General features: G+C 70.1%; 19 protein-coding genes and 1 pseudogene. 12 read left to right on the top strand and 8 right to left on the bottom strand.

Translation table 11 applies throughout. The features are described 5' to 3' along the window. Positions 1-473: 473 nt before the first annotated feature. The 4 genes from ACFY0P_RS49260 (at position 474) to ACFY0P_RS49245 (ending at position 6,970) form a co-directional block, all read left to right on the top strand. Positions 474-1,340 carry a hypothetical protein gene (locus tag ACFY0P_RS49260; protein WP_388929045.1) on the top strand — a complete coding sequence of 289 codons (867 nt, stop codon included), beginning with the start codon at positions 474-476 and terminating at the stop codon, positions 1,338-1,340. Beyond that, the gene (locus tag ACFY0P_RS49255) at positions 1,337-3,370 is read left to right on the top strand and encodes an AAA family ATPase (RefSeq protein WP_388929044.1); all 2,034 of its coding nucleotides are present in this window, start codon (positions 1,337-1,339) and stop codon (positions 3,368-3,370) included. The genes ACFY0P_RS49260 and ACFY0P_RS49255 overlap by 4 nt, the downstream gene beginning before the upstream one ends. Continuing rightward, positions 3,367-5,784 (top strand): WD40 repeat domain-containing protein, encoded by a 2,418-nt coding sequence (locus ACFY0P_RS49250; protein ID WP_388929043.1) that lies wholly within the window; start codon positions 3,367-3,369, stop codon positions 5,782-5,784. Before ACFY0P_RS49255 ends, ACFY0P_RS49250 begins: the two co-directional genes overlap by 4 nt. 394 nt (positions 5,785-6,178) lie before the next feature. Beyond that, the gene (locus tag ACFY0P_RS49245) at positions 6,179-6,970 is read left to right on the top strand and encodes an IS5 family transposase (RefSeq protein ID WP_388929042.1); all 792 of its coding nucleotides are present in this window, start codon (positions 6,179-6,181) and stop codon (positions 6,968-6,970) included. On the opposite strand, the gene ACFY0P_RS49240 is transcribed toward ACFY0P_RS49245, so the two are convergent. Next, the gene (locus ACFY0P_RS49240) at positions 6,927-7,463 is read right to left on the bottom strand and encodes a hypothetical protein (RefSeq protein ID WP_388929041.1); all 537 of its coding nucleotides are present in this window, start codon (positions 7,461-7,463) and stop codon (positions 6,927-6,929) included. The genes ACFY0P_RS49245 and ACFY0P_RS49240 overlap by 44 nt on opposite strands. A gap of 159 nt (positions 7,464-7,622) precedes the next feature. Further along, positions 7,623-8,186, bottom strand: coding sequence for a DUF6262 family protein (locus ACFY0P_RS49235; RefSeq protein ID WP_388929040.1), 564 nt, complete (start codon positions 8,184-8,186; stop codon positions 7,623-7,625). A 135-nt stretch (positions 8,187-8,321) separates the two neighbouring features. On the opposite strand from ACFY0P_RS49235, the gene ACFY0P_RS49230 reads away from it, so the two are divergent. The 5 genes from ACFY0P_RS49230 to ACFY0P_RS49210 all read left to right on the top strand — a co-directional run bounded on the left by ACFY0P_RS49230 (position 8,322) and on the right by ACFY0P_RS49210 (position 12,869). Further along, the gene (locus tag ACFY0P_RS49230; protein WP_388929039.1) at positions 8,322-8,789 is read left to right on the top strand and encodes a hypothetical protein; all 468 of its coding nucleotides are present in this window, start codon (positions 8,322-8,324) and stop codon (positions 8,787-8,789) included. A gap of 250 nt (positions 8,790-9,039) precedes the next feature. After that, entirely contained in the window at positions 9,040-9,999 is a 960-nt protein-coding gene (locus tag ACFY0P_RS49225; RefSeq protein ID WP_388929038.1) for a hypothetical protein, read from the top strand. After that, a complete protein-coding gene (locus ACFY0P_RS49220) occupies positions 9,996-10,256 on the top strand; it encodes a hypothetical protein (RefSeq protein WP_388929037.1) in 261 nt (86 codons plus the stop codon). The genes ACFY0P_RS49225 and ACFY0P_RS49220 overlap by 4 nt, the downstream gene beginning before the upstream one ends. A 272-nt stretch (positions 10,257-10,528) precedes the next feature. Beyond that, positions 10,529-11,659, top strand: a complete 1,131-nt coding sequence (locus ACFY0P_RS49215; RefSeq protein ID WP_388929036.1) for a phosphoadenosine phosphosulfate reductase — start codon at positions 10,529-10,531, stop codon at positions 11,657-11,659. 1 nt (position 11,660) lies between these two features. Next, positions 11,661-12,869, top strand: coding sequence for a DNA cytosine methyltransferase (locus ACFY0P_RS49210; RefSeq protein ID WP_388929035.1), 1,209 nt, complete (start codon positions 11,661-11,663; stop codon positions 12,867-12,869). Positions 12,870-12,949: 80 nt separating this feature from the next. Here the strand turns inward: ACFY0P_RS49210 and ACFY0P_RS49205 are convergent. The 4 genes and pseudogenes from ACFY0P_RS49205 to ACFY0P_RS49190 form a co-directional block, all read right to left on the bottom strand. Beyond that, positions 12,950-13,765, bottom strand: a pseudogene (locus tag ACFY0P_RS49205) (IS5 family transposase); the annotation flags it as partial. Positions 13,766-13,842: 77 nt separating this feature from the next. Beyond that, on the bottom strand, positions 13,843-14,253 hold the full coding sequence (locus ACFY0P_RS49200; RefSeq protein ID WP_388929034.1) for a RacP protein: 411 nt from the start codon (positions 14,251-14,253) through the stop codon (positions 13,843-13,845). A 2-nt stretch (positions 14,254-14,255) separates the two neighbouring features. Then, positions 14,256-15,164, bottom strand: coding sequence for a DUF6192 family protein (locus ACFY0P_RS49195; protein WP_388929033.1), 909 nt, complete (start codon positions 15,162-15,164; stop codon positions 14,256-14,258). Positions 15,165-15,844: 680 nt separating this feature from the next. Continuing rightward, positions 15,845-16,441: a TetR/AcrR family transcriptional regulator gene (locus ACFY0P_RS49190; protein WP_388929032.1), complete on the bottom strand. Its 597-nt coding sequence runs from the start codon at positions 16,439-16,441 to the stop codon at positions 15,845-15,847. A 150-nt stretch (positions 16,442-16,591) separates the two neighbouring features. Between ACFY0P_RS49190 and ACFY0P_RS49185 the strand changes: the two genes are divergently transcribed. The 3 genes from ACFY0P_RS49185 (at position 16,592) to ACFY0P_RS49175 (ending at position 19,299) form a co-directional block, all read left to right on the top strand. Beyond that, positions 16,592-17,353 (top strand): SDR family NAD(P)-dependent oxidoreductase, encoded by a 762-nt coding sequence (locus ACFY0P_RS49185; RefSeq protein ID WP_388929031.1) that lies wholly within the window; start codon positions 16,592-16,594, stop codon positions 17,351-17,353. Between the two features lie 281 nt (positions 17,354-17,634). Further along, positions 17,635-19,020, top strand: a complete 1,386-nt coding sequence (locus tag ACFY0P_RS49180; RefSeq protein WP_388929030.1) for an MFS transporter — start codon at positions 17,635-17,637, stop codon at positions 19,018-19,020. 33 nt (positions 19,021-19,053) lie between these two features. Then, positions 19,054-19,299, top strand: a complete 246-nt coding sequence (locus ACFY0P_RS49175; RefSeq protein WP_388929029.1) for a hypothetical protein — start codon at positions 19,054-19,056, stop codon at positions 19,297-19,299. Between the two features lie 283 nt (positions 19,300-19,582). On the opposite strand, the gene ACFY0P_RS49170 is transcribed toward ACFY0P_RS49175, so the two are convergent. Then, positions 19,583-21,034 carry a hypothetical protein gene (locus ACFY0P_RS49170; protein ID WP_388929028.1) on the bottom strand — a complete coding sequence of 484 codons (1,452 nt, stop codon included), beginning with the start codon at positions 21,032-21,034 and terminating at the stop codon, positions 19,583-19,585. Further along, positions 21,031-22,464: a hypothetical protein gene (locus ACFY0P_RS49165; protein ID WP_388929027.1), complete on the bottom strand. Its 1,434-nt coding sequence runs from the start codon at positions 22,462-22,464 to the stop codon at positions 21,031-21,033. The genes ACFY0P_RS49170 and ACFY0P_RS49165 overlap by 4 nt, the downstream gene beginning before the upstream one ends. Positions 22,465-23,105 lie beyond the last annotated feature (641 nt).

Here is a 23,105-nt window from a genome sequence, read left to right as displayed (position 1 = left end):
TGATGTCTACGTACGAGCAACCCCCGCTCGATCTCGGCGCCGTCTGCCAGCGGTGGAAGAACCGCCGGCACAGCTGGAGGCCGAGGAGTGAAGGCGGGTTCGACCCGTCCCGCTACCGCGTCCGCGAGATGCCGAACGATCTGGTCCACACGGCGAAGGCCTTCGTGCGCGCTCACCACTACAGCGGCTCGTGCGGCCTTATCTGCACCTGCCAAGCCTTGAGGCTGGTCAGAGCTAGGGCTCCCGTGCAGTCACATCAGGCACGAGGTAACCGATGTAGCTCGGGTGGCCGTCGATGAACAGGCATCCGAACGGCAGAACTGGGGTTCTTCATGTTGTGGTCCGATGGCGTCCGGGGCTGTCTCGACGCCGGTGGTGCTGGGCCCGGGGTGCATATCTCTATGCATGGTTTGAGACGGGCGCTTGCGGCCCAGGTAGTGAAAAGGGGCTGGACTGGGTAGTGCGGGGTGCCAGTGGCATTGATCATCGGAGTGCATGGGATCGCCCAACAGCAGTTGGGTCGACAGCAGTTGGCGGCGGTGTGGGGTCCGTCGCTGGCGGATGGCGTGGAGGCGGCTTTGTCCGGGCGGCACGTGGGGACGTTGCCGCTTGACCTGGCCTACTACGGGCGGCTGTTCTTGGACATGACCGGCCCAGCTGGGGCTGGCAGCAAGGGGGCACAGCCACGGGACGAGCTGGCCGGGCTCGCCGAGGACGAGCTGGACGACCTGCTGGATGCGGCCGCAGAGATTGTTGGCGCGGAGGCGCTGCGGGTCGCAGAGGCCCAGACCCCGAAGAGCCTCATGCGGTCGCCGCGGGCCGTGCAGTTGGTGTTTCGTGCGGTGGACTGGCGCTATGGTCCGGGCGCGGCACTGCTGTTCGTGGGCGTGTTCAAGCAGGTGCGCCTGTACCTGCGTGACGCGCGGTTGAAAGCAGCCATCGACTCGATCGTCGATGCGGCGATGGCCAAGGAGACCAAGGTGTTAGTGGGGCACTCGCTGGGGTCCGTGGTGGCGTTCGAATATGTCCGCCAGCACCCTGAACATCGCCTGGCTTTGCTGGTGACGCTGGGCTCCCCGCTGGGCGCGCGATTTGTACGAGCACTGATGCCCGACCCGAACCTTGGCGCCGATGGGTTGCCGCCGGGCGTGGACGCCTGGGTGAACGTGCGTGACCCGCGTGATCCGGTGGCCTTCGCCGGCGACCTGGCACGGCGCTGGCAACAGATCCAGGATCTGCTGGTGGACAACGGTAACGATGCGCATGCCGCCTCCCGCTACTTGGGCAAGCGCCAGACTGGTGCCGCCGTGCTGGCGGCGTTGCCGGAGCTCGCGCCGTGAGCACCCCGAGCCGGACCGATACAGAGCGCACACGCAGACACTTCGTCGCGATCGCCACCGCCGACTACGACGACCCATCCTTCGAGCCGCTTGAGGTGGGTCCCGAGGTACAGGCGATGCGCGAGTGGCTGTGCGCGGACGACCTCGGTGAGCGCGCCTTCGCTCCGGCGTATCCACACCTGGCGGACAACCCGACCAAGCGAGCGATCCGCGAGGCCCTGGAAGACCCGCCACCGGAGCGACGCTGGCGCGAGGCTGATACGGCGGTGGTCTACGTCACCGGCCACGGGATCCTCCAAGACCGTGCGCACTGGACGGTACTGCAAGCTACCGAGTCCAATCGACTGGCCGCGACGGCGCTGCGCACCGTCGACTTGATTTCCTGGCTGAAGGACACCAACATCCAGCACCTTTTCTTAGTGTTGGACCAGTGCTTCGCTGGCAACACTGTCGCCGAGGTCGCCGGATTCGATGAAGAGCTTCCCGACAAATGGCTGGTGCTGCCCAGTGCCACCCGCGGAAGCGAGGTGCTGACCGGCGCGCTCACCCAGGCCGTGACCGCGTTCCTCGCCGACCTGCAGACCGACCAGGGAGCGGCTTACGCCGGCCCGACGATCCCGCTGCTCAGCGTGGAAATCTTCCTGCAAGGGGTGCGGGCCAAGCTCGGTCAGGGCCAGCGGCTGCAGCTGTTGCCCGGCAGCCAGCAGACAGGCCCCCACCTGTGCCTGCCCAACCCGCACTACCGCGCCAAGGCGCTCGCTCCGATGGAACGCCCGCGCATCGACTTCGCACTGCCTCGTAATGATCTGGAGGCCCACTGGGAGCCGCGCCACCGTGGGGTGGCTCAAGTCGGCGATGCCGGCTGGCTGTTCACCGGCCGACAGATGTTGAGTAAGGCGCTGCTTGCAGCCGCCAGCAGCTCCCCCGGGGCGACGGTAGTAACCGGCGGCGCGGGCAGTGGCAAGTCCGCGGCGCTGGCACGGCTGGTGACCTTCAGCGACCCCGCCTTCCGCGCTCACTACCGCGATCGCCTCGAGGCCGTCCCTGCCGTCCTGCAACCGGCCGCGGGTTCGGTGGATGTGGCGGTCTTGGCCACCGGGAAGACCGCACCTGAGATCATCGCCCAACTGTGCGGCGCCCTCGATGTCCCAGCACCGTCAGCAGACGGAGCCACGCCCACGCTGCAGGAGTGGATCACTGCCTGGCAGCAGTGGCTGGCCACGCGCAGCAGTCCCGTGACCGTGGTGGTGGACGGCCTGGAGGAGGCCGATGGCGCGACCTCTGTGCTCACCGAGGTCCTGGCCCGTCTCGACCCGCACTGGCAGCGAGTGCGGCTGCTGGTGGGGGTGCGTTCCCTCGGCGGCGAGCACGACGAGGAAGCTCCAGCCCGTCCAAAGCGCGGCATGCCTCTGGCCGACCAGGCCGAACGCGCTTTGGGCGCGCAGCGCATCCGCGTCGACGAAGCCCCCTGGTGGAACAGCGACGATCTCGCCGACTACGCCGCCAGCATCCTGAAGACCACCCCCAACTCCCCTTACACGACAGAGCAGAACGCCACAGATGTCGCCCGCGTTCTGGCTGCCCATGCAGGGAGGTCCTTTCTGATCACCCGGATCGCCGCCGCCAATCTCGCTGCACGTCCCGCCCCGGTCGCGCCCGCCGATCGGGCGTGGCTGAACATCGTCGACAACGGGATCCTGGGCGTGGTCCGTGCCGACCTGCACACCCACCGTCCCGACGAAGACGACCGCCTCACCGCGGTTCACCTCCTGCGCGCCGTCGCCTTCGCCCGCGGCCGCGGCCTGTCGTGGCGCCGCATCTGGCCGGCCATGGCCAACGCCGTGGCCGACGACCCTGACCGCACCTACGGCGACCGCGACATTGCCGACCTTCTCGCCTCACCGCTGGCCGGCTACCTCACCACCGACACCGCCGACGGCGCCACCGTCTACCGCCTCTTCCACGACGCCCTGCGCACCACTCTGCGCGACCACTGGCGCGACCTCCTGCACACCCCGAGTCCGCTATGACCGATACCCCCAACAGCCCGGACGCGCGCGCTACCGAGGCCCGCATCACCCGCCGCCTGCTGGCCCTGGCCAACGACGCCGTCGACGAAAACGATGCCGCAATGCCGGCCTACCTGCGCCGCCATCTGGTTGAGCACGCCCAGGACGCAGGACTGCTCGACCGCCGCGTACTTCGCCCCGCTCTCCTGCCGCACCTCGATGCCGGACGCCTGCGCAGCGCCGTCGGACCTTCCACCCCGGATGCGAGCGACGGATTGTGGCAAGCCTTCCGGCACGCCACCCATCAATGGGACTTCACTCGCCCTGCCAACAACGCCGCTGCCCTGGAGATGCAAGCCGCGCTACTGAACACACCACTCACCGAGCCATCCATGCCCGGCGGTTGGCGTGTCCCCTGGGCCATCACCACCCGCGCACAAGGCGAACGTCTTGGCGCCCACGCCGGTCCGGTGACTTCGGTTGCCGCGGTAGTGCTGCCGGACGGTCGCACCCTGGTGGTCTCCGGCGGCGAGGACGGCACGGTGCGGGTATGGGACGAGGCCACCGGCGGGCCGATTGGGATGCCTCTGATTGGCCACACAGGGCATGTGGCGTCGGTGGCGGCGGTGGTCCTGCCGGACGGCCGCATCCTGGTGGTCTCCAGTGGTCAGGACGGCACGGTGCGGGTATGGAATGTGGACACCGGCCAGTCGGTCTTCGTGATCCAGGCCGACCACGGAGACTTCCCGGAAGTGGCTGCCGTGGTGCTGCCGGACGGCCGAGCCCTGGCCGTCTCGGGCGGCTACGACGGCACCGTGCGGGTGTGGGACCTGGCCACCGGCCAGCGCGTCGGCAAGCCGATGACCGGGCACCGAGGTTGGGTCCTGTCAGTGACAGCACTGGTGCTGCCTGATGGCCGCGCCTGGGCCGTCTCCGGCGGTCAGGACGGCACGGTGCGCGTGTGGGACCTGGCCAAGACGCGGCGCGTCGGCAAACCGATGACCGGCATAGACGAATGGGTGGTAGAGGTGACGGCAGCGGTGCTGCCGGATGGCCGCGCGTTGGCGGTCTCCGGCGGCCGCCACGGCAACCTCCAGGTGTGGGACCTGATGGCCAGACAAGCAGTTTCCTTTCCCTCCCGGCTATGGGGACCCACCCACCAAGTACCCTTCCTGGACGGCCACAGAGAGAGGATCCGGGCGGTCGCGGCGCTGACGCTCCCCGACGGCCGCGCCCTGGCCATCTCTGCCAGCGAGGACGACACCGTGCGATCGTGGAATCTGGCCACCGGCGAGGAAACCGACACCCCCCTGACTGGCCACGATGATTGGGCGGAGGCGGCCTCGGCGGTGGCGCTGCCGGACGGCCGCGCCCTGACCGTCACCGGCGGCCGGGACGGCGCGGTACGGGCATGGGATCTTGCCACAACCCAGCCTGCCCGCAGTTCCCTTAGCCAAGTTGGCTCGGGAGCGCTCTCGGTGGCGACGGTGGTGCTGCCGGACGGCCGCGCTTTGGCCCTGTGCGGTGGGATGAGCGGAGTACAGGTGTGGGATCTTGCCACCGGCCAAGGAATCGTCTCCCTCCTGACCAGCACCGGGCCGGTGTGGACTGGAGTGGGGGCGGTGACAACCGTGGTAGTGCACGGCCGCGCCCTGGCCGTAGCCAGCGATGACGGCGGCACCGTTTGGGTGTGGGATCTGGCGACCAAAGAGCTAGTCGGCAGCATCCAGGCCAACGAGGGAACTTGGGTGCGAGCGGTCTCGGCCATAGTGGACACTGACGGACGAGCTCTGGCCGTCTCCGCCGGTGCCGGTGGCCGCGTGCGGGTGTGGGATCTGGCTACAGGCCAAGCAGTCGGTGCCCCCCTGACCGGACACGGCCATTCAGTGGACGCGGTGTCGGCGGTGGTGCTGCCGGACGGCCGCGCCCTGGCGGTCTCCGGCGGTTGGGATGGGACGGTTCGGGTGTGGGACCTAGTCGCCGGACAGCAAGTCGGTGCCCCCCTGACCGGTCACGATGGTTCGGTGGAGGCGGTGTCGGCGGTGGTGTTGCCGGACGGGCGCGCCCTGGCCGTCTCCGGCGGCCGGGACGGCGCAGTGAGGGTGTGGGATCTAGCCGCCGGACGAGAGGCCCTCGGCCCCCTGACCGGTCACGATGGTTCGGTGGAGGCGGTGTCGGCGGTGGTGTTGCCGGACGGGCGCGCCCTGGCCGTCTCCGGCGACCAGGACGGCATCGTACGGGTGTGGGACTTGTCAACTGGACAGTTGTTTGGCACTCCTCTACCAGTGGACGCGCGCGTTACCGGCCTCTCTGCCGTCTTCCTGTCCGGCGACGCCCTGGTCGTTCTCATCGGTACCCAGCAGAGTCTCGTCGTCGCCCAATTGCCCACCAGCGAGGGCGACGATACTTCAGCGTTGTCACTACCGGTCCGCTGACATCGGTGAATGATGATTGACCCCTACCTACCACCTGCGTTTCGGCGCTGCAGCCCTCTCGGCAGCTTGGTCCCTCGCCCGCTACCCGATCGCGGCCTCAAGCCGGTCGCTCAGAACCGGGGGCCTCAGTGGCTGTTGTCGTTCCGATCTTGAGGGCCGGCCCTCGAACGGGAGTCTCGATCGGGTGATTGCTGCTGGCCGCGGGCATGAAGGCAGGGCCTCTTGGTAGCTCGGGGTTGCGAAGCCAACCGAGATCCAGGAGACCCTGTTGCCGCAGTTGTACGTGCTCACGCCGGTGAAGTTCAACTCGGTTGCACCGACGTGTGATTGTGTCGCTCACCGGTTCGGGAATGCGACCGATCACCCGGAACGTGTTCGGCGGTATCCGTCGGACATGACGGACGCGGAGTGGGCCCAGGTCCGGCGGCTGCTGCCGGTGCCGGCCTGGCTGCGCGGCCGGGGCGGGCAGCCGGAGGCGTACTGCCACCGCACGATGCTGGACGCGATCCGGTATCTCGTGGACAACGGGATCAAGTGGCGGGCGATGCCAGGGGACTTCCCGCCGTGGGACCGGGTCTATGCGTTCTTCCGCCGCTGGCGTGACCATGGCCTGGTCAGGGAGTTCCACGACCGGCTGCGTGAAGAGGTGCGCGAGAGGCTGGGCCGCGACGCGGCACCGACGGCCGGCGTGATCGACTCGCAGTCGGTCAAGGCGGACGCCGTCGTCGGTGCCGACAGCCGCGGGTTCGACGGCGGCAAACTCATCAACGGCCGCAAGCGGCACGTCGTGGTCGACACGCTCGGCCTGCTGCTGGGCGTGATGGTCACCGCCGCGGACACCGGCGACCGCACCGCAGCCCACGTGCTGCTCGGGCAGGTCGCCGACATGCACCACCGGCTGGAAATGGTCTGGGCCGACGGCGGCTACACCGGCAGCCTCGTCGAGCATTGTCTGGCCGTGTTCGCACTGGTCCTGGCGATCGTGAAACGCAGCGACGACATGCGCGGCTTCGTGGTGCTGCCCAAGCGGTGGATCGTCGAGCGGTTCTTCGCCCACCTGATGCGCACCCGTCGTCTGGTGCGTGACTTCGAACGCCGCACCGCCAGCGCCGAGGCGATGGTCTACTGGTCGATGACCCTGCTCATGACGCGCCGCCTTGCCCGGCCACACCCTGGGCGAGGGTGAACCGGCCCGGCTGCCGCTCGGCCAGCCAGCCCCGCGCGACCAGGCGTTTCGCCTTCGACCGCAGCGCTTCTACCTTGGCCGGCACCGCGTCCAGGCCGAACATCATGGCCAAATCCTGGCAGCTCAAGGGTCCTTGATGGAGCCGGTGCCGGTCCGCGAGGGTCGCGAGGATGCGCTGATAGTCCACCGACAGCACCGACCAGTCCAGCCCCTCACGCCATACCGGCACCTGCGACTTCGGTTTTGCCGCCTGCCTGGCCCCTGAGAGCGTGTCTGTGTTCTGTGGGCCGGGAGCGGCCTTCTGATCAGCGATGCTGCCGTCGTCCGGAGCTAGGACGGTGCCCACTCGTCTGCGGGCAATCGCCCACTCCTGCCATTCCTGCTCGGCCGCGGCCAGCTCGGCCTGGATGCGATCGGCTTCCTCCCGCAGCCCGTCGACTCGACGCCGAGCAGCGAGCTCGTGCTCTTCCAGCAGTCCGACGACCGACGGCATCCGCAACCTCCCGAGGAGCGACAACACGACACGCCACCACTCCCACCGAGTCACCCACGCTATGCCTGACCAGCGAAAACGCCGCCCTCAGATTCGGAACGACAACAGCCACTCAGGAATGTCAGTCCACCTCTTTGAGCGCCGCTGCCGCTTCCCGGTTCAGGGAGTGTTCTCGGCGCGGATCATGCGGCGCAGGCTGAGCCGGGCGCTGGCCAGATCGTCCTGAACCTCGTCGAGCTGTTCGGTGAGGCTTTTGACACTGACCAGTGCCTTGTCGCGCTCACCCTGCAACCGCTGGTTCTCTGCCGTGAGCTCGTCCAGGCGGGTGCCGAGGTCGGCGGCACCGAATTGGTCGAGCTGCTGGCCGAGACTCCGACGGACGGCGCCCTTCAAGCGCTCGACTTCTTGCCGAAGGCGCCGGTTGTCCTCTTGGAGGAGCTGCTTCTCCACCTTCCATCCGACCGGTTCCCTGGCGTTGGCGCGGGCATCGTTGGTCGCTCCGCGCGCCTGACGGCGCCGGGCGGCTTCGATGTGCTCGCGCACGCCCTCGGCGTAGACGAGCCAGTGGGAGACGTTCGCGGCACGGGCCACTCCGGTGAAGGTGACCGGCTCGTTGTCGGCGAGCAGCTGGTCGACAACGGACAGAACACGGGCGCGTTTGTCGCGTGAGTCCTTCTGCCGCGCCTCGCGCAGGACCTGGGCGGGGGTGCGGGGCTCACTCATCGGGACTTCTCCGGGCGGGGATGGAGGGGACGGGCAGGACGACAGGCGCAGGAGCCGAGGCGCGGACCTTGCGCAGGACGGCAGAGGCCTCCGCACCTGGACCGGATACGCGCCCATCCGGACATCGCCGGACGGGTGCTGCGCCTGGAGTACACCTCGGTCAGCCTCAACCCGAAGGCGAGGCTGTTCGGCCGGCGCAGTCTGCTGGAGCAGTTCGACCCTGGCCGGGCCGCCGACCGGCCCGTGCTCGCCGCGTTCGAGGAGGAGCTCGCCTGTCCGTGGGCGCTGTACCACGTGCGGCGGATCCTGCCCGTCGCGAAGGCGGACCCGACCCGCCGCGGGCGGGCAATGCGCTCGGTGGAGCGGGTCGACGTGGGCCGGGCATCCGCTCTCGGCCGGAGGCTGCAGAGCGTCTCGGAGCGGCACAGCGTCCCAGTCGAAGTCGACGAGCGCTACGGGCGGGTGCGAGCGTGGGTCCAACGGCGCGGGCCGGCGCTTCCGACCGTGGAGGAACTGATGGTCACCGCCCCGTTCCACGTCCGGGACAAGAAGGTGCCGCACTTCGAACGGAAGTGGGCCGCGCATCGCGGCAGCCGGTCGTGACGTGCTCTGGGCGCCGGCGAGATTGACAGCCACCTACCAAGAGCGCCATATTGATTACGCGAAACAAGCGGCAAAAGCGGTGGGCGGCGGAAGGCACCCTCTCACGAAGGTGTCGGCCCAGGGCGGCAACCCCGACCGAACGTCCCGCCGACCACCATCACCAACTCGACTCGCCGCCGGCGCGTGAGCACCGGAGGAACAAGAGGAGCAGGCCCTCAGTATAGGGCCGCGATCCGAACCGGAGAGTGCAATGCCCAAGGCCCTGAACCCGCAGCGTCGCGTCGTCGGCGACCGTGCCGTGGTCAACCGCGACTGGATCCGCGAGTTCACCGGCGCCAGCGTCGGCACCGCGGCCCGCTGGTACAAGGTGCGCCTCGATCAGCCGGAGGAGCACCGCCACCCGGAGAAGGAGCGCATCGACGGGACCGACTTCTACGACGAGCAGCAGTTCCGCGACTTCTACACCTGGTTCCAGCAGGACAAGGCGGACAAAGTCCTCAAGGCCGACCCCGAGCTGTACCAGGCCGACCCGGAGGACGTCGTCTCCATCAACACGGCCGCCAAGTGGCTGGGCTTCAACGGAGCCTCGGCGATCCGCAAGTACCTGAAGGACAACCCCGACTACTTCCCGAAGCCCCTCGCGGAGCCGGTCGAGGGTCCGACCGGCCGGATGATCCCCGGCTTCCGTGTCGGCGACCTGCAGGACTTCGACAAGAAGCGCACCGGGGACAAGCTCGGCAAGGCCGGCCGCCGTCCCGGGCCCCAGGCCGACGCGGCCGTCGGCCGGCCCTCCGCCCTCGAGGAGGCTCTGGCGGCCGAGCTGAGCGCCCACGCCGGCGGTGAGCCGCTCACGGCCACGCAGCTCGCCGAGCACTACGCCGCCGAGGCGATCGACCGCGACGGCTACCACCCGGGTCTGGCCGCGGAGCTCAGCGTGCAGTACGGCGGCCCGCAGAGGTCCTGGGAGTACGTCGTCCGCACCGCCCTCGAGCACCGCCCCGCGGCCGCGTCGGCCCGCTCGGAAGCCGACCGGCGTGCGGCTGTTGCCCTGGCCGCCCTGCGCGAGCGCGGTGACATCCGCGGACTCGCCGCCTCCCTCGCCCGCGAGCACGGAGGAAGCCCCGACGTCTGGTCGCGCGCCGTGAACGCGGCACGCGGGATTGCCAACTCGACCACCGATCACCCCACCCCGAAGGACGAGTCCCGATGACCAGCTACCAGCTCCGCGACACCGCCACCCGCCAGCTGCTCGCCCGCGACCTTCCCGACTACGCCGCGGCCGAGACCGCGCTGGACCGCCTCGACGACGAACTGGAACACGACCTTGCGGCCAACGGCGAAGGCGCCGGCCGCATCCGGCTGCGCCTGGACGTCGAAAGGGTCACCGCCGGCGTCACCGAGGCCGTCGGCCACCACGTCCTGCTCCTCGGCGTAGACGACGCGCCTGGCCCGCTGCCCACCGTGTGATCGCCGCGCGCGAGAACGCGTACCGCCGACCACCGACTACCACCACAGGCAAGCGCCGCCTCGCGTGGCCGCGAAACGCCTGGCTGTGGCCCCCGGTCCACCGGGGGCCACAGCTGTGAGCAGGGTTGCCAATCCCTGAAAAGAGCGTCTAATTGATTTTAGATTTCAGGCGGCAACCTGGAACGGTCACCACTCTCAGGAGTCTCTGTGGGCCGGGCGCGGCAACGCCCGGCCCACAGGCCACCAACTCAGCTCACAAGGAGACGTCGCGCATGAGCCGCAGCCTGCAGCTCGGTCTGTTCCCCACCGAAGCGGAAGCAGACCCCATGACCGCCCTCGTCCCAGACGAGGTCGACATCTACATCCTCAATCTCTCGGGCGGGAAGGACGGCCCCCGCGCCGCCGCTCTGGCTCTGGACGCTGCGCGCGCCGCCGGCGTCGAGGAGCGCGTCTACACCATCCATGCCAGTCTCGGTCCGCTGGAGTGGCCCGCCGTCACGGTCGGCGGCGTCCGCTACCCCGGCAGCAGCGAACTGGCGGCCCTTCACAGCCGGGTCCTGGGCGTGCCTACCGAGCGGCACATCGAGGTCCGCCGGACCCGCGAGCTGGAGGGCGAGCGCGTCCCGTACGACCTGTTGACCTACATCGCCGAGCGCGGTGACTGGCCGTGGAAGGCGGTGCTCCCCTGCCGCAGCGACTGGAAGACCGGCCTCATCTATGGCGCCTTCAGCTCCATGGTCCGGGCCCGCAAGAAGCAGCTTGGCCGTCCGGTGGTCTGCGCGAACGTCCTGGGGCTCAGGGCGGATGAGAGCCCGGATCGCAAGAAGCGGCCTGCGTTCCGTACGACGACGGACAACACGGCCCGGGTCGTACACGAGTGGTCCCCCGCCCACCAGGTGACCACCCAGGAGGTCAAGGACTGGACGGACGAGGTGACCACCCAGGAGGTCAAGGACTGGACGGACGAGCAGGGCCTTCCTCACCAGTGGTGCTACGACTCCCACCCGGGCGCGGGAGATTGGAAGGGATCCAGCCGCTGTTCCTGCTCGCTGTGCGTCCTCGCCTCCCAGCGGGACCTGCTGCTCGCCGTGAAGCGCCGGCCGCGGCTGGCGGAACTGTACGCCCTCGTCGAGCGGGTGCGGGGCGTCCCCTTCAACCCCAACACCAGCATGGCCGAGTTGATCGAGCGGGCCGCCCGGCCGGGAGCACCCGATCCGGGGGTGGTCATCGAGGACGAAGGACCCGAGTTCGACGCCCTTGAGAACGCCGTCGAGGCCGCGCTGAAGAAGCCCGCCAAGCGGGCTCGTTACGTCCGCCCCGGCACCCCGGCGGACGCCCTGCCCGGCAGCTGCGACGGCTGCGCAGCAGGGAACCCCACCACCGCCGCGGACCAGGAGGCGTGACGTGTACACCTCTGGCCACTTGTTCAGCGGAGGCTGGGGCGACGGCCGCGGCTTCATGAATGCCGGATACGCCCCGCGCTTCGGCGCCAACCACAACCCGGCCGCCGTCGCCACCGCGCGCGCCAACGTCCCGGGCCTCTACGTACGCGAGGCCGCGATCCAGACGATCGACATGCGCACCCTTCCCTACGCGGACGTCCTGGTCGGCTCGCCGATCTGCCGGGAAGCCACCCCGGCAGGCGGCAACTCCAAGGCCCGCGTCCAGGAAGAGTTCGATGTCGGGGACGGCAAGGTGGCCAAGCCGAGCCGGTGGGCGCAGACCCGGATGACGGCGTGGGAGCCGATCCGCTACGCCGACGTCCACGGACCGCTGGCCTACGTGGGTGAGAACGTGCCGGGTTTCTTCACCAACAATCCGAGGATGTTCGACGCCTGGTTGCGGGTGTGGGACGCCCTCGGGCCCCGCGGCTACCACCCGACGCTCGCCTGCGTGAACTCCGCGCACATCGGCGTCGACACGCCGGACGGCGTCCTCGGCCCGGTCCCGCAGTACCGCGACCGGCTGGTGTGGGTGATGGTCCGCAAAGACCTCGGCGTGGTGCCAGACCTTCGGCCCAGGCCGGATGCGCTCTGCCCGTCGTGCGGCCTGGTCAAGGGCATTCAGCATTGGCCCGGTGTCGAACGCGGCCGCCGCATCGGCGGGTACCTGCGCCGCAAGCCCGTATCCGGGCGCCCGTCCACGGCGAAGCAGTCGTACTACTACGTCTGCCCGACACCGCGCTGCCATGTGCGCGTGGAGCCGGTCATGCGCGGCATCGGCGAGGTCCTCGACATGGGCGTGCGCGGCCACCGGTTCGGCGAGGGTCGACAGGACCGCAACGAGTTCGAGGCGTACTCGGCCGCGGCCCGCGCCCAGGTCGAGGAAGGACACAGGAAATTCGGCGGCAAGCCGTTCATCGTCACCCGCCGCAACCACGGTCGGCCAACCCCGCTCAACGAGCCGATCGGAACCGTCACCGCGCAGGGCGGCGCCCACCACTACCTCGCGCGCCCCGCCGCGAACTTGGACATCGACGAGTGCGAGTACCGGCCCCTGACCGTCGTGGAGAACGCCCGTGCCCAAGTGCCTGTGTCACATCCTCTTTCCGCAGGTAGCGGCGTTGTGAGGTCGGTTGTTGATCGGGTTTGCCGTTCGGGTGGGCGTCCATAGACGCCCACCCGAACGGCAGTTGGAGATCGTCAGGCTGCTGTCGTGAGAGGGGCCCGGACGGCCTCGACGCGGCGGTTTCGGCGGGTGAGGCGGCGGCTCATGAGGGTGATGAACGCCCACTGGATGTGGGCCTCGGCGTGGGACATGAGGCGCTCGTAGTCCCTCGCGTTGCGGCGGGCCCGCATCGTCCACGAATTCGACCGCTCGACCACCCAGCGTTTCGGCAACAGGACGAAACCTTTGGCGTCCTTGGGGCGGGAGACGACCTTGACGGTGATGCCGAGGGTGCCCTGTGCCCAGGTGGCGAACTCCTCGCCGCCGTAGCCGTTGTCGGCCCAGACGAGCACGATCTCGGGATGCTCAGTGTGCAGGCGGGTGAGGAGGATGCGGGCCGCGTCCCGGTCCGTGACGTCGGCTGGCGTGACGAGGAGATCGACCAAGAGGCCGTCCTGATCGACCAGGAGATGGCGCTTCCTCCCGTTTATGTGCTTATTTGCGTCGTAGCCGCGAGTCGCCTTCGAGACGGTCTCGGCGCCCTTGACGGACTGGGAGTCGACGATCACGCGGACCGGCCAGGGACACCGCCGTCGCAGGATTCGCAGTCGTCGGCGGAGATGGTCGAGGACGTGGCGCAGGACGCCGGCCTTCGCCCAGCGGGCGAAGTAGCCGAACACGGTGCGCCAGGGGATGCCGAAGTCGGCGGGCAGCGCCCGCCACTTCGCGCCGTTGTCGGTGATGTAGCGGATCGCGTCGACGACGCGCCGACGGGGCCACTTCTCCGGGGCACCGCCCCTGGCGGTCCGGCAGGCGGGAACCGGCAACAACCGTTCCAGGAGAGCCCATTCGAGGTCGCTGGTGTCGGACGGGTAGTGGTAGCGGGGCAGGTCCGGGGGCATGGCGGGGTGTCGGGCCGCGACCTGTGCTGGGAGCCAACTGCGGGGCGGTCGCGGCCCGTCGCCTTCCTCGGATGGGGTCACTCCAGGTTGGCGAGGAGGTGCAGGGTCGACTCGATCGCGCCCATCTGCGCCATGACCGTGCGGATGTAGGGGTCGTCGGGCTTCTTCTTGCGGTGCGCGAGGAGGATGCCCTCGATGAAGTTGACGATCCGGTGGTGGGTGGACTCGAAGAACGCCCGCTCGTAGCCGATCCAGATCTCCGGCGCGTCGTCCAGCATCCGGTAGCCCCAGGTTCTGTCCCAGGTGATCGGCGGCAGGCCCTTCGCGGCGGCGACCTTGCGCAGATGCGCGAGGCCGGTGTGGACCTGGGCGCGGGTGCGTTCGGTGGCCGCCATGAGCTGGACGACGGTCAGGCCGGCGGGGCGGGCCTCCAGGAGGGCGGAGAGGATGGCTTCGGCGTGGACGTGAGCGGGAACGCCCCGCCCCACGGCTACTCGCCCGAGCCCTTCAGCAGCTTCTGGAGCTGCTCGTCGAGGTCGACCTCGCCGCGGGTGACCGCGTTCTCGATCCAGTCGGCCGACGCCCGCACCCTGGAAAGGCCGTGCAGGACCGTCTCGCGTTCGGCGTCGTCGAACGGCGCCCCGCGCAGGTTCGGCACGATCCTCCCGGCGGTGACGACGAGCTGCGTGCAGGCCGCGACCAGGTCCATGAACTGGACGCTGTGCTCCATCCGCGCCAGCTGCGGCAGCGGCGCCGCCTCGTCCTGCACGAACGCGGCCTCCTGGCGGAAGCGGTCGAACTGCGCCTTGTTCACGGCATGCCGGGCGGTGTCGTCGGCCATCGCCTTCGAGGCGACCGCGGGCCGGCGCAGGAAGTCCGTCGTCACCTTCGCGGCGACCTGGTCGTCGGCGGCGAGGTCGTGGATCGCGTCCACCTTCTCCTGGATGCTCTCGGGGGTGTCGACCTTCCAGCCCACGATCCGCTTCGCGCTGTCGTGCGTCCACCGCGCAGGCCCTCCGCGCGGATGGGCCGGAGGACTGGCGACCGCCTCGAACCGTTCCTTCTCGTCCGGGATCGAGGCGAGGATCTTGTGGATCGTGTGCGAGACGTCCGCGCGGCGGTGCTCCTTGGGCCAGCGCGAGGCCACCCACCGGTAGTCCCGCACCGTCGTGTAGGCGAGGCCGACGTCCTCGGCGAACATCCGCAGGGCCTCGCTGACGGTGAACAACTCCTCGCTCCCCGACGGATTCACCCCGCCGTGGGCGCGCATCGGCTCGATCTCCCCGGCCGCGTCCCCCAGCCGCCACTGGACGGAGCTCATCTCCGCGACCCAGCCCCGGCCCAGCTCCACGAGCTCGTCGTAGCGCTGCCGGGTCACGCTGCCGACCATCCCGGTCATCCGGACACCACCCCCACGAGCCCCCGGGGACGACACCCGACCCGTGCCGTCAACTCGCCCTGGAAACCCTCCACTTCGCACGATCCGACCGCTTCGCCCCCGGCGGGAAGAGCGTAAGCGGCCCCACGGTCCGGCGGCGTGCGGGCTCACTCCCCGCCTGCCCGCGCGCGCCGCGCGTGCCAGGCCCGTTTGCGGCAGACGGGAGAGCAGTAGACCGCCGAGACGAGGCGGTCGACCCCGACCGTCCACTGCGCCCCGCACTGCGGGCACTCGGCCCTCACGCCGGCCGTCACCGCTTCGGTCCGTGCCTTCGTCCGCCGCGCCCGGCGCCAGCTCCTCGACCGGCAGGCCGACGAACAGAACACCGCCGTCGCCTTCGCTGACGGCATCAACGGATCACCGCATCCACGACACAAACGCGGCCCGCCCTCGTCGGCCGCAATGACGACCAACCGCAGCCGGGGCACCCTGTCACCGCCCATGTGCTTCACCGTACGAAGCAGACACCCTCGTCGGCCATGAACTCCCGTGATCCTGAGGGTCGTTCAACCGGTCGCTGCCCCAGATCGGGCTGCTGCCGGTGAGAACCCTGACCGCCAGCCGCAAACGACCGGCGGTCCGCGCCGGCCCGGCCGCGGGCTCGCACGGAGGCGAGCCCGTCGGCACTTTCCGGGGTGGCATCAGTCGGCTGTGCCGTACCTGAGTCCGTCGAGGGTGAGGTCGAGGAGGCGTTCGGCCTGCTCGCGCTCCTCGGGCTTTCCCGAGGCGAGGGCGACGCCGGTGAGGGCGGCGAACATGACAGCCGGGCTGACGTCCGACCGGATCGTCCCAGTGGCGGTCGCGGCGTCCATGAGCGAGGTGAGGGCGGCCATGATCAGCTCGCGGCTGTGGTCGTAGGGGTTGACGCCGGAGTCGACCACGGCGCGCAAGGCCTCGGCCATCCCCAGTTTCGCGGTGGCGTAGTCGATGAAGCGCCCCATCCAGGCGCGGAGCGCCTCGCGTGGCGGCATGGCCGCCAGGAGTTCGGAAGCGGCCTCGCACAGCCGGCTCAGCTCGTTGCGGTAGGCGGCCTCGATCAGCGCCTCCCGGGTGGGGAAGTTCCGGTAGAGAGTGCCCGAGCCCACGCCCGCCTCCTTGGCGATGCGCTCAAGGTGCGCCTCCAGCCCTTCTTCGGCGAAGACGCGTACCGCCGCGGAAAGGATCTTCTCGCGGTTGCGCCGCGCGTCGGCCCGCAGCGGTCGCCCGGTGTCTGTAGTCACGTAAGGGCCCTTCCTCATCGAGTTTAAGTGGAGGCGCCTCCACATCTTGCTAAGTGGAGGCGGCCCCGCTTATAGTCAAGGAAGCGGCGACGCCTCCACTTACGAGTGTAGAGCACATCCCGCCGCCGTCCGCAGGGTGCGGGCACCCCCAATCGCAAGGAGAAAATGATGAGCCTCCCGCTCGAAGGCAAGGTCGCCGTGGTCACCGGCGGCGCGTCCGGCGTCGGCCTGGGGATCGCCCAGGAATTCGTGGACCAGGGCGCCCGCGTGGTCATCACCGACCTGCAGCAGAAGCCCCTGGACGAGGCGGTCGCCACGGTCGGCCCGAACTGCTCGGGCATCGTCGCCGACGTCACCAAGCTCGCGGACATGGAGGCGATGTATCAGGAGGTCATCGCGCGCCACGGACGCCTCGACGCGGTCGTGGCCAACGCCGGCATCGGCGCCCACGCCCCGCTCGGCGCGATCACCGAGGAACAGTTCGAGAAGACCTTCAACGTCAACGCCAAGGGCGTCCTGTTCACCGTCCAGCCGGCGATCCCGCTGCTGCCGGCCGGCGGCACGGTCGTCATCATCGGCTCGACCGCCTCCATCCAGCCCCCGGCCGGTATGGGCCTGTACGGCGGTGCCAAGGCCGCCGTGCGCGCCTTCATCCGGTCCTGGATCCAGGACATCAAGGGCACCGGTATCCGCATGAACGTCCTCAGCCCCGGTGCCGTGGACACCGAATCCCTGCGCCGCGCCCTCGGCATGGCGCAGGGCGCCGACGCCGTCCCGGCCGCGGTCCAGAAGATGGGCGAGGGCAACCCCACCGGCCGGATCGCCGACCCCCGCGAGATGGGCAAGGCCGTGGCCTTCCTCTCCAGCGACGCCTCCAGCTTCATCACCGGTGTCGAGCTCTTCGCCGACGGCGGCATGGCCCAGGTCTGAGCAGCCAAGCCGTAGCACGCGCGCCCGACGACCAGGCCCGCCGGGCGCGCGCCACCCCGCCGACATCCCCTTTCCGGGCCAGGCTTCGACCGGCCCATTCCCGCCGGCGCCACAGGCGCCCGCGATCACCCCTCTCCGCCGGGGCCAGGCGCGACCGCCGCTCCGCACACCGCTCACACTCTGTCGGCCCCCGAAGGCCAGAACAGGACCCCGCCATGTCCACAACGCAGCGCATCCCTGCCGCTATACCGCCGACTTCGTCCGCCCCATCGCCCGCCACCTTGCAGCGCAGCAACCGCCGCGCGGCGCTCGGCATCATGATCGTGCTGGTCGGGCAGCTGATGCTCACCCTCGACGGCACCATCGTCAACGTGGCCCTGCCCAGCATCGGCACCGGCCTCGGCCTGGGCCCGTCCGCCCTGTCCTGGATCGTCAACGCCTACACCCTCGCCTTCGGCGGCCTGATGCTGACGGGCGGCCGGCTCGGAGACACCTACGGCCGACGGCGCGTCTTCCTCATCGGCCTGAGCATCTTCACCGCGTCGTCCCTGGTCGGCGGCTTCGCCCAGACCCCCACCCTGCTGATCGCCGCCCGCGCGGCGCAGGGCATCGGCGCAGCACTCGCCGCACCCGGCGTGCTCGCCCTGGTCACCACCAGCGCCCGCGACGACGCTGCACGCAACCGGGCCCTGGCCCTGTTCGCCGCCGTCGGTATCGGCGGCAGCACCCTCGGCCTCCTCCTGGGCGGCGTGGTCACCGAAGTCGGATCCTGGCGCTGGACCCTGTTCATCAACGTCCCCATCGGCATCGCCGTGCTAGCCCTCGCCCCGCGGTTCGTCGCCGAAACCCCGCGCAACCCCGGCCGCTTCGACCTTATCGGCGCACTGAGCGCCACCGGCGCGGCCGTGGCGATCGTCTGGGCACTGATCGGCGCACCCGAGCACGGCTGGGCCTCCTTCCAGACCATCGGCTCGCTCACAGCCGGCGGTGCGCTCCTAGCGGCGCTGACCGTCACCGAACGCCGGGTCGCCAACCCGATGCTGGTGCCCGCCCTGCTGCGCGACCGACGCCGCCTGGGCGCTCTCGCCGTCACCACCCTGGTCTTCGGCTCCCAGATCGCCACGTTCTTCCTGGTCGTGCAGTACGTCCAGCGGGTGCTGCACTTCGGCCCCATCGCTGCCGGTGCCGCGTTCTTGCCGATGACACTGGGCATCTTCGCCATGGCACGCATCGCTCCCAAGCTAGTGGCCCGCTTCGGACAGAAGCCGCTGCTGATCACCGGCACCCTCGGCCTGACCGCCAGCTACGTCTGGCTCAGCAACATCGACACGACCAGCGGTTACTCCGGCGCGGTCCTCGTTCCCCTGCTGATCAACGGCGTCTCGGCCGGACTGACCTTCATGCCGGCCGCCTCCCTGGTGATGGGCGGGGTCGAGCCGCAGCACGCCGGATCGGCCTCGGGCCTGCTCCAGACGGTCCAGCAGCTGGGCGGCGCCATCGGACTCGCCGTCGTCGTCTCGGTCTACGCCGCCGGAGCCGTCCCCGGCCAGTTCGTCCCCGGAGCCCGCGCCGCATTCCTGACCACCGCCGCATTCACGCTCCTGGCCTCCGCCCTGGCAGCCCTCATCCTGCGCTCCCACCGACCGGCCCACGCCAAGACCAACTAAAAGCACCACCCGGCGAGCCGGCTTCCCACCCTCGTGGGAAGCCGGCTCGCCGCCGTCCGCCCGCCCACGGGCCAGGCGGCCAGATCCAACGAGCCGTCCACCGACCAATCACAACCGCAGCTCTGTCATGTCGGCCTCAGGAACAGGCACCAAGGCTTCCCCTCACACCACGTCTTCGCCGGCAGCGAGGGCGACCAGAAGCTCCAGGTCGGCGACGCCGTGCCGGTCACCGTCGCCACCTGGGCGGCACAGAAGACACTGAAGGCCCTGCCGTCGTGACGGCACGGTCGAAGTGAGCCGGCCGTTCAGGCAGGCACGAGAGAGCGCGGAGCCCCAGGCGAGTCCTGGGGCTCCGGTCTGTGTGCCGGCCGGTCCGTGTGCCGTACGGAGCGGCAACGGTCAACGTACGGACTGCCAGCGGCAACGGGCTCGTTGCGCAAGTCGGTGGAGCAGGCGCCGGAGGTCCGCCCACACCGCCCGTCCTTCGAATCCGATTAGCATCCGCGCTCCCCTTGGCTGAGCTGCTGGTGTCGGCGCCGTACCGCCTTGATCCCTGGCTCGCTCATACGCGTCGGGCGAGCGGGCCGAGCAGTCCGTCGCCGGGCCAAAGGTCTTGTTCGGCCACGAGGCCGGCGAGGAACACATCGACCTCGGCCAGCACGGCGGCCCGCTCGGCGGCCCCGTAGACGATGAACTCGTCGGCTGCGGCGTCGAAGGCGCGCACCTGGCTGTCCGGACCGATGCAGACGAGGGCTCGCGCGATCTCGGGCAGGCAGAGGCTGAGGGCATCGCAGTCCCCGGATCGGACGAGCTGCAGCAAGTCGATGGTGACGCGCTCCCAGCCACCGATGGTCGGCCAGTCGGCGCCGCCGTTCAGTTCGTGGGTGAGGGTGGCGAGCGGAATGATCTCGCCCCGCTGGCGCCCCTGGGTGAGAAGGTCGTGGATCCGGGCGCCGTCGGGCTGGAGGACCTGCGGGTGGAGCAGGGTGTCGGCCGCCACCACTGTGGTGTTGATCTCCTGGGTGCCGGGGCCGGGGTAGTACGGCTCGTGCGCGAAGAGCAGATAGACGCCGGTGGTGCGGACAGCCGGAGTGGGTTCGGGCTGGGTCATGACGAGGGTTCCCTTCAGCGGTGATGTGCCAGGCGTGTGCTGAGGCGTCGGGTGAGTTGGCGGCCGGACGCCGGGCGGGTAGGGGCCCAGGGGCCGCTCAGGTTCGCGGTTCTGGTCCGTGCCAGTTGTGCCGTCCTGGGCGGTGGTGCGCTTCAGGAGTTGAGCAACCTGGTCGGCGAGTTGGAGCATCAGCCGTTCGCGGGCGATGAGGTCGGCTGAGGCCGAACGGGGGTCCCGGGTCTGGAGCAGGTCCGCGGCTTCCCACATCAGGTGTTGGCCGATCTCGGCCGAGCGGCGCAGCTCGTAGCGGTCGCTGCCGGCGGCGGCCCGGACGAGCGAGGTGTGCAGGGCGGCGAGGCGCTGCATATAGCGGACGGCGTCTTCGCCTTCGACGCTGCGCACGTGTTCGCGGGCCCGAGCGTCGAGTCGGCCGGTGAGGTGCTCGGCGAGTATCGGAGCGAGCAGCATCGCCGGGAGGGCGACGTCGACGGGGACGCCGCAGCCGATAGCGAAAAGGCCGGCGATCAGACTGAGGAGGGCGACCGCGGCGGCGGAGAGCCGCAGGGATCCGGGGACGGGGTCCAGGGTGATGCGCTGGGCGGGCCGCCTGGTGAGCCAGCGCAGGGCCAGCCGCTGGGTACGGGTGGCGGCCGGGGTGAGCACCCCGATCTGGTGGGGAGTCTCGGGCGGGAGGCCGTCCGCGGGGACGGTCCACGCGATCCAGCCCCAGGGGGTGCGTTCGTGGACGAGCACGAGCTCGCACGCGGCCGTGCAGGTGTGGTCGCGGACGTGGCCGGTCCGCAGGGCGCGGGAGTGTTCCTTCTCCCACTGCCCCGGATCGCGGGTGAAGGGACGCGCGTGGTGCGCCGCGGTCGGCGGCCGGGTGTGGAGCGTGTCGGTCACGGGTTGCTTCCTTCCGGTTGGTCGGTCAAAGCGGAGGCGCACGTGGTGCAGCGGCCGTCACCGTCGGGGTGGGCTCGCCGGGGGGTGGGGCCCGGGCAGGTGCGGCACGGCGGCCAGCCGAGGCAGGCCGGGCAGAGGTCCTCGCCGGGGGCCGTTCCGGGAACGCCGCAGCCGGCGCACTCGACGAGGGCCCGATAGGTGAGGGCCTCGCTCACCGACCGCGCGGCGGCAGAGCTGGTCGACTGCGGCGGCGGGACGTCCCAGGCGGGTGTGTCGTGGCGGTCGGCCGCGATGGCGGGCGGCGGGTAGGCCTGGGCAGCGCGCAGGCGGGCGGCAATGATCGCGCCGACCGTGGTCCGCACCGGATTCGGCAGGGGCCGGGCAGCGATGACGTGCCGCAGCTGCTCACGGCTCCAGCCGGACTCCAGCATCACCGTCACGACGCGGCCTTGATCGGTCAGCGCCTGCCCAGTCAGCAGCAGCTCGGGGCGAGCCGCCCCGAGTTCGAGCAGCAGCAGGATCCCCGGATGCATCTCATCCGCCACGGGCGCGGCCGGCGTGGACGTCGGCGTGTCCGGCCGGTCCGTCCGTCCAAGTGTTCGCGACGGTTCGCCGCGGCACGGACGGAGGGGTCTGGTGTTCTGCTGAGTGGTGTTCTTTCTGTTGGTGTTCTTAGTGCCGGGATCAGCCAACGTAGGCTCAGCCGATCTTGGAAAACCCGACTCTGGTTGCGACCTGGGGTTTTGCAGGCCGGGCAGGTCGGTGATGAAGTACAGCGCCTGGCCGAGCGTGCCGTCGGGGTTCCGCTCGCGGGTGCGGTAGAGGAATCCGTGCCGCTCCAGCTGGTGAAGCCCGGTGGCGACCCCGTCGACGCCTTCGCGACCGCGGCGCACCAGTTCGGCGACCGTGACCTGCCAGCCGTCCCGGTGCGTGCTGACGTACCCGAAGATCCCCTTTGCTTTGAAGGACAGCCTCGAGTCGCGGAAGAGGCCATTGGCGATCTGAGTGAACTGGTCGGCCGCCATCACCCCCCGCCGGATCCCCGCCCCGAAGCCGACGTCGTGTTCGTCTTCGATCGCGAGGGTGGACGTGGCTTCCAGCAGGGCGACGTCGAGGGTGGCAGGGCGGTCAGTGATCGAGTAGACGACCTCGCCGAGCGTTCCGTTCGGGCGCCGCAGGCGTTCGCGGATGAGGTAGCCGTACCGTTCCAGTTCCTTCAGGCCGGCGCGGACCGCCTCCCGCCCGTCGGGCCCGACGGCAACGAGGTGGGCGAGGGTGACCTGCCAGCCGTCCTGGTGCGTGCTGACGTACCCGAAGATCCCCTTCGCTTTGTAGGAGAGCCGACTGTCGCGGAACAGCCCGTTGGCGATCTGGGTGAATTGGTCGGCCGCCATCACCCCCCGCCGGACGCCTGCCCCGAAGCGGCTCACCGCCGTACCTCCGAAGCGGCCCGCGTGCGGTGCCCAGGGCAGCGCACCGGGCCCGCCGAGGTGGGGCGGTCGGCTGACCCGGGTGCGCGGGCGTGCGTGGGTTCCATGTCGTCAGCTCACCCGCCGACCCCGACCACGCTGACGGCCACGAGCCCCGACCATCGGTCACGATCCGGCAACGGAGCCGTCTAGCTGCCGTGGTCGGGCTCATGGTCGGGCCGACCACGCACCTTCTACCCTGGGCGCTCAGCGATTGCGCAGCCGACTGCGCAGCCCGAACGGGCGTTGCGCAATCGGGCTGCGCAACCGTCCGAGGATCCTGCGCAGTCGAGTTATGCCGGGGCGGCTGCGCAGTCCGCCCGGACTTCTTGATCTTCTCTTGCGCAGGTCCTTCTCGCGCACTGCGCAGGTGTCTGTCGCGGCCCGGCCGGCTTCTGTCTGCGCATCGGCGTCCGGGCCCGATGGCCGGGCGGCACATGATCACGGCGGGCGCCGCTCCTGGGCAACGCGCGCCGGACGCGATGGCCTGCCGCCGGCCCGCGGCTGCCCCATGGTCGGGGTCATGGTCGGGCCGACCATGACCCCGACCATGGACTTCGTGTCCTCATCGTGACCGTGGTCGGGGGTTCGTGGTCGGTGGT

Source organism: Streptomyces sp. NPDC001714, from assembly GCF_042892755.1.
GTDB lineage: Bacteria > Actinomycetota > Actinomycetes > Streptomycetales > Streptomycetaceae > Streptomyces.
Note: the sequence above shows the minus strand (reverse complement) of the source record. Positions and strands in the feature narration are given on the sequence as shown.

What these genes read in the sequence shown, in the direction of transcription:
- ACFY0P_RS49250 (WP_388929043.1), top strand. Translation starts at nt 3,367, where the DNA reads ATGACCGATACCCCCAACAGCCCGGACGCGCGCGCTACCGAGGCCCGC.
- ACFY0P_RS49245 (WP_388929042.1), top strand. Translation starts at nt 6,179, where the DNA reads ATGACGGACGCGGAGTGGGCCCAGGTCCGGCGGCTGCTGCCGGTGCCG.
- ACFY0P_RS49240 (WP_388929041.1), bottom strand. Translation starts at nt 7,463, where the DNA reads ATGCCGTCGGTCGTCGGACTGCTGGAAGAGCACGAGCTCGCTGCTCGG.
- ACFY0P_RS49235 (WP_388929040.1), bottom strand. Translation starts at nt 8,186, where the DNA reads ATGAGTGAGCCCCGCACCCCCGCCCAGGTCCTGCGCGAGGCGCGGCAG.
- ACFY0P_RS49225 (WP_388929038.1), top strand. Translation starts at nt 9,040, where the DNA reads ATGCCCAAGGCCCTGAACCCGCAGCGTCGCGTCGTCGGCGACCGTGCC.
- ACFY0P_RS49220 (WP_388929037.1), top strand. Translation starts at nt 9,996, where the DNA reads ATGACCAGCTACCAGCTCCGCGACACCGCCACCCGCCAGCTGCTCGCC.
- ACFY0P_RS49215 (WP_388929036.1), top strand. Translation starts at nt 10,529, where the DNA reads ATGAGCCGCAGCCTGCAGCTCGGTCTGTTCCCCACCGAAGCGGAAGCA.
- ACFY0P_RS49195 (WP_388929033.1), bottom strand. Translation starts at nt 15,164, where the DNA reads ATGACCGGGATGGTCGGCAGCGTGACCCGGCAGCGCTACGACGAGCTC.
- ACFY0P_RS49190 (WP_388929032.1), bottom strand. Translation starts at nt 16,441, where the DNA reads ATGAGGAAGGGCCCTTACGTGACTACAGACACCGGGCGACCGCTGCGG.
- ACFY0P_RS49185 (WP_388929031.1), top strand. Translation starts at nt 16,592, where the DNA reads ATGAGCCTCCCGCTCGAAGGCAAGGTCGCCGTGGTCACCGGCGGCGCG.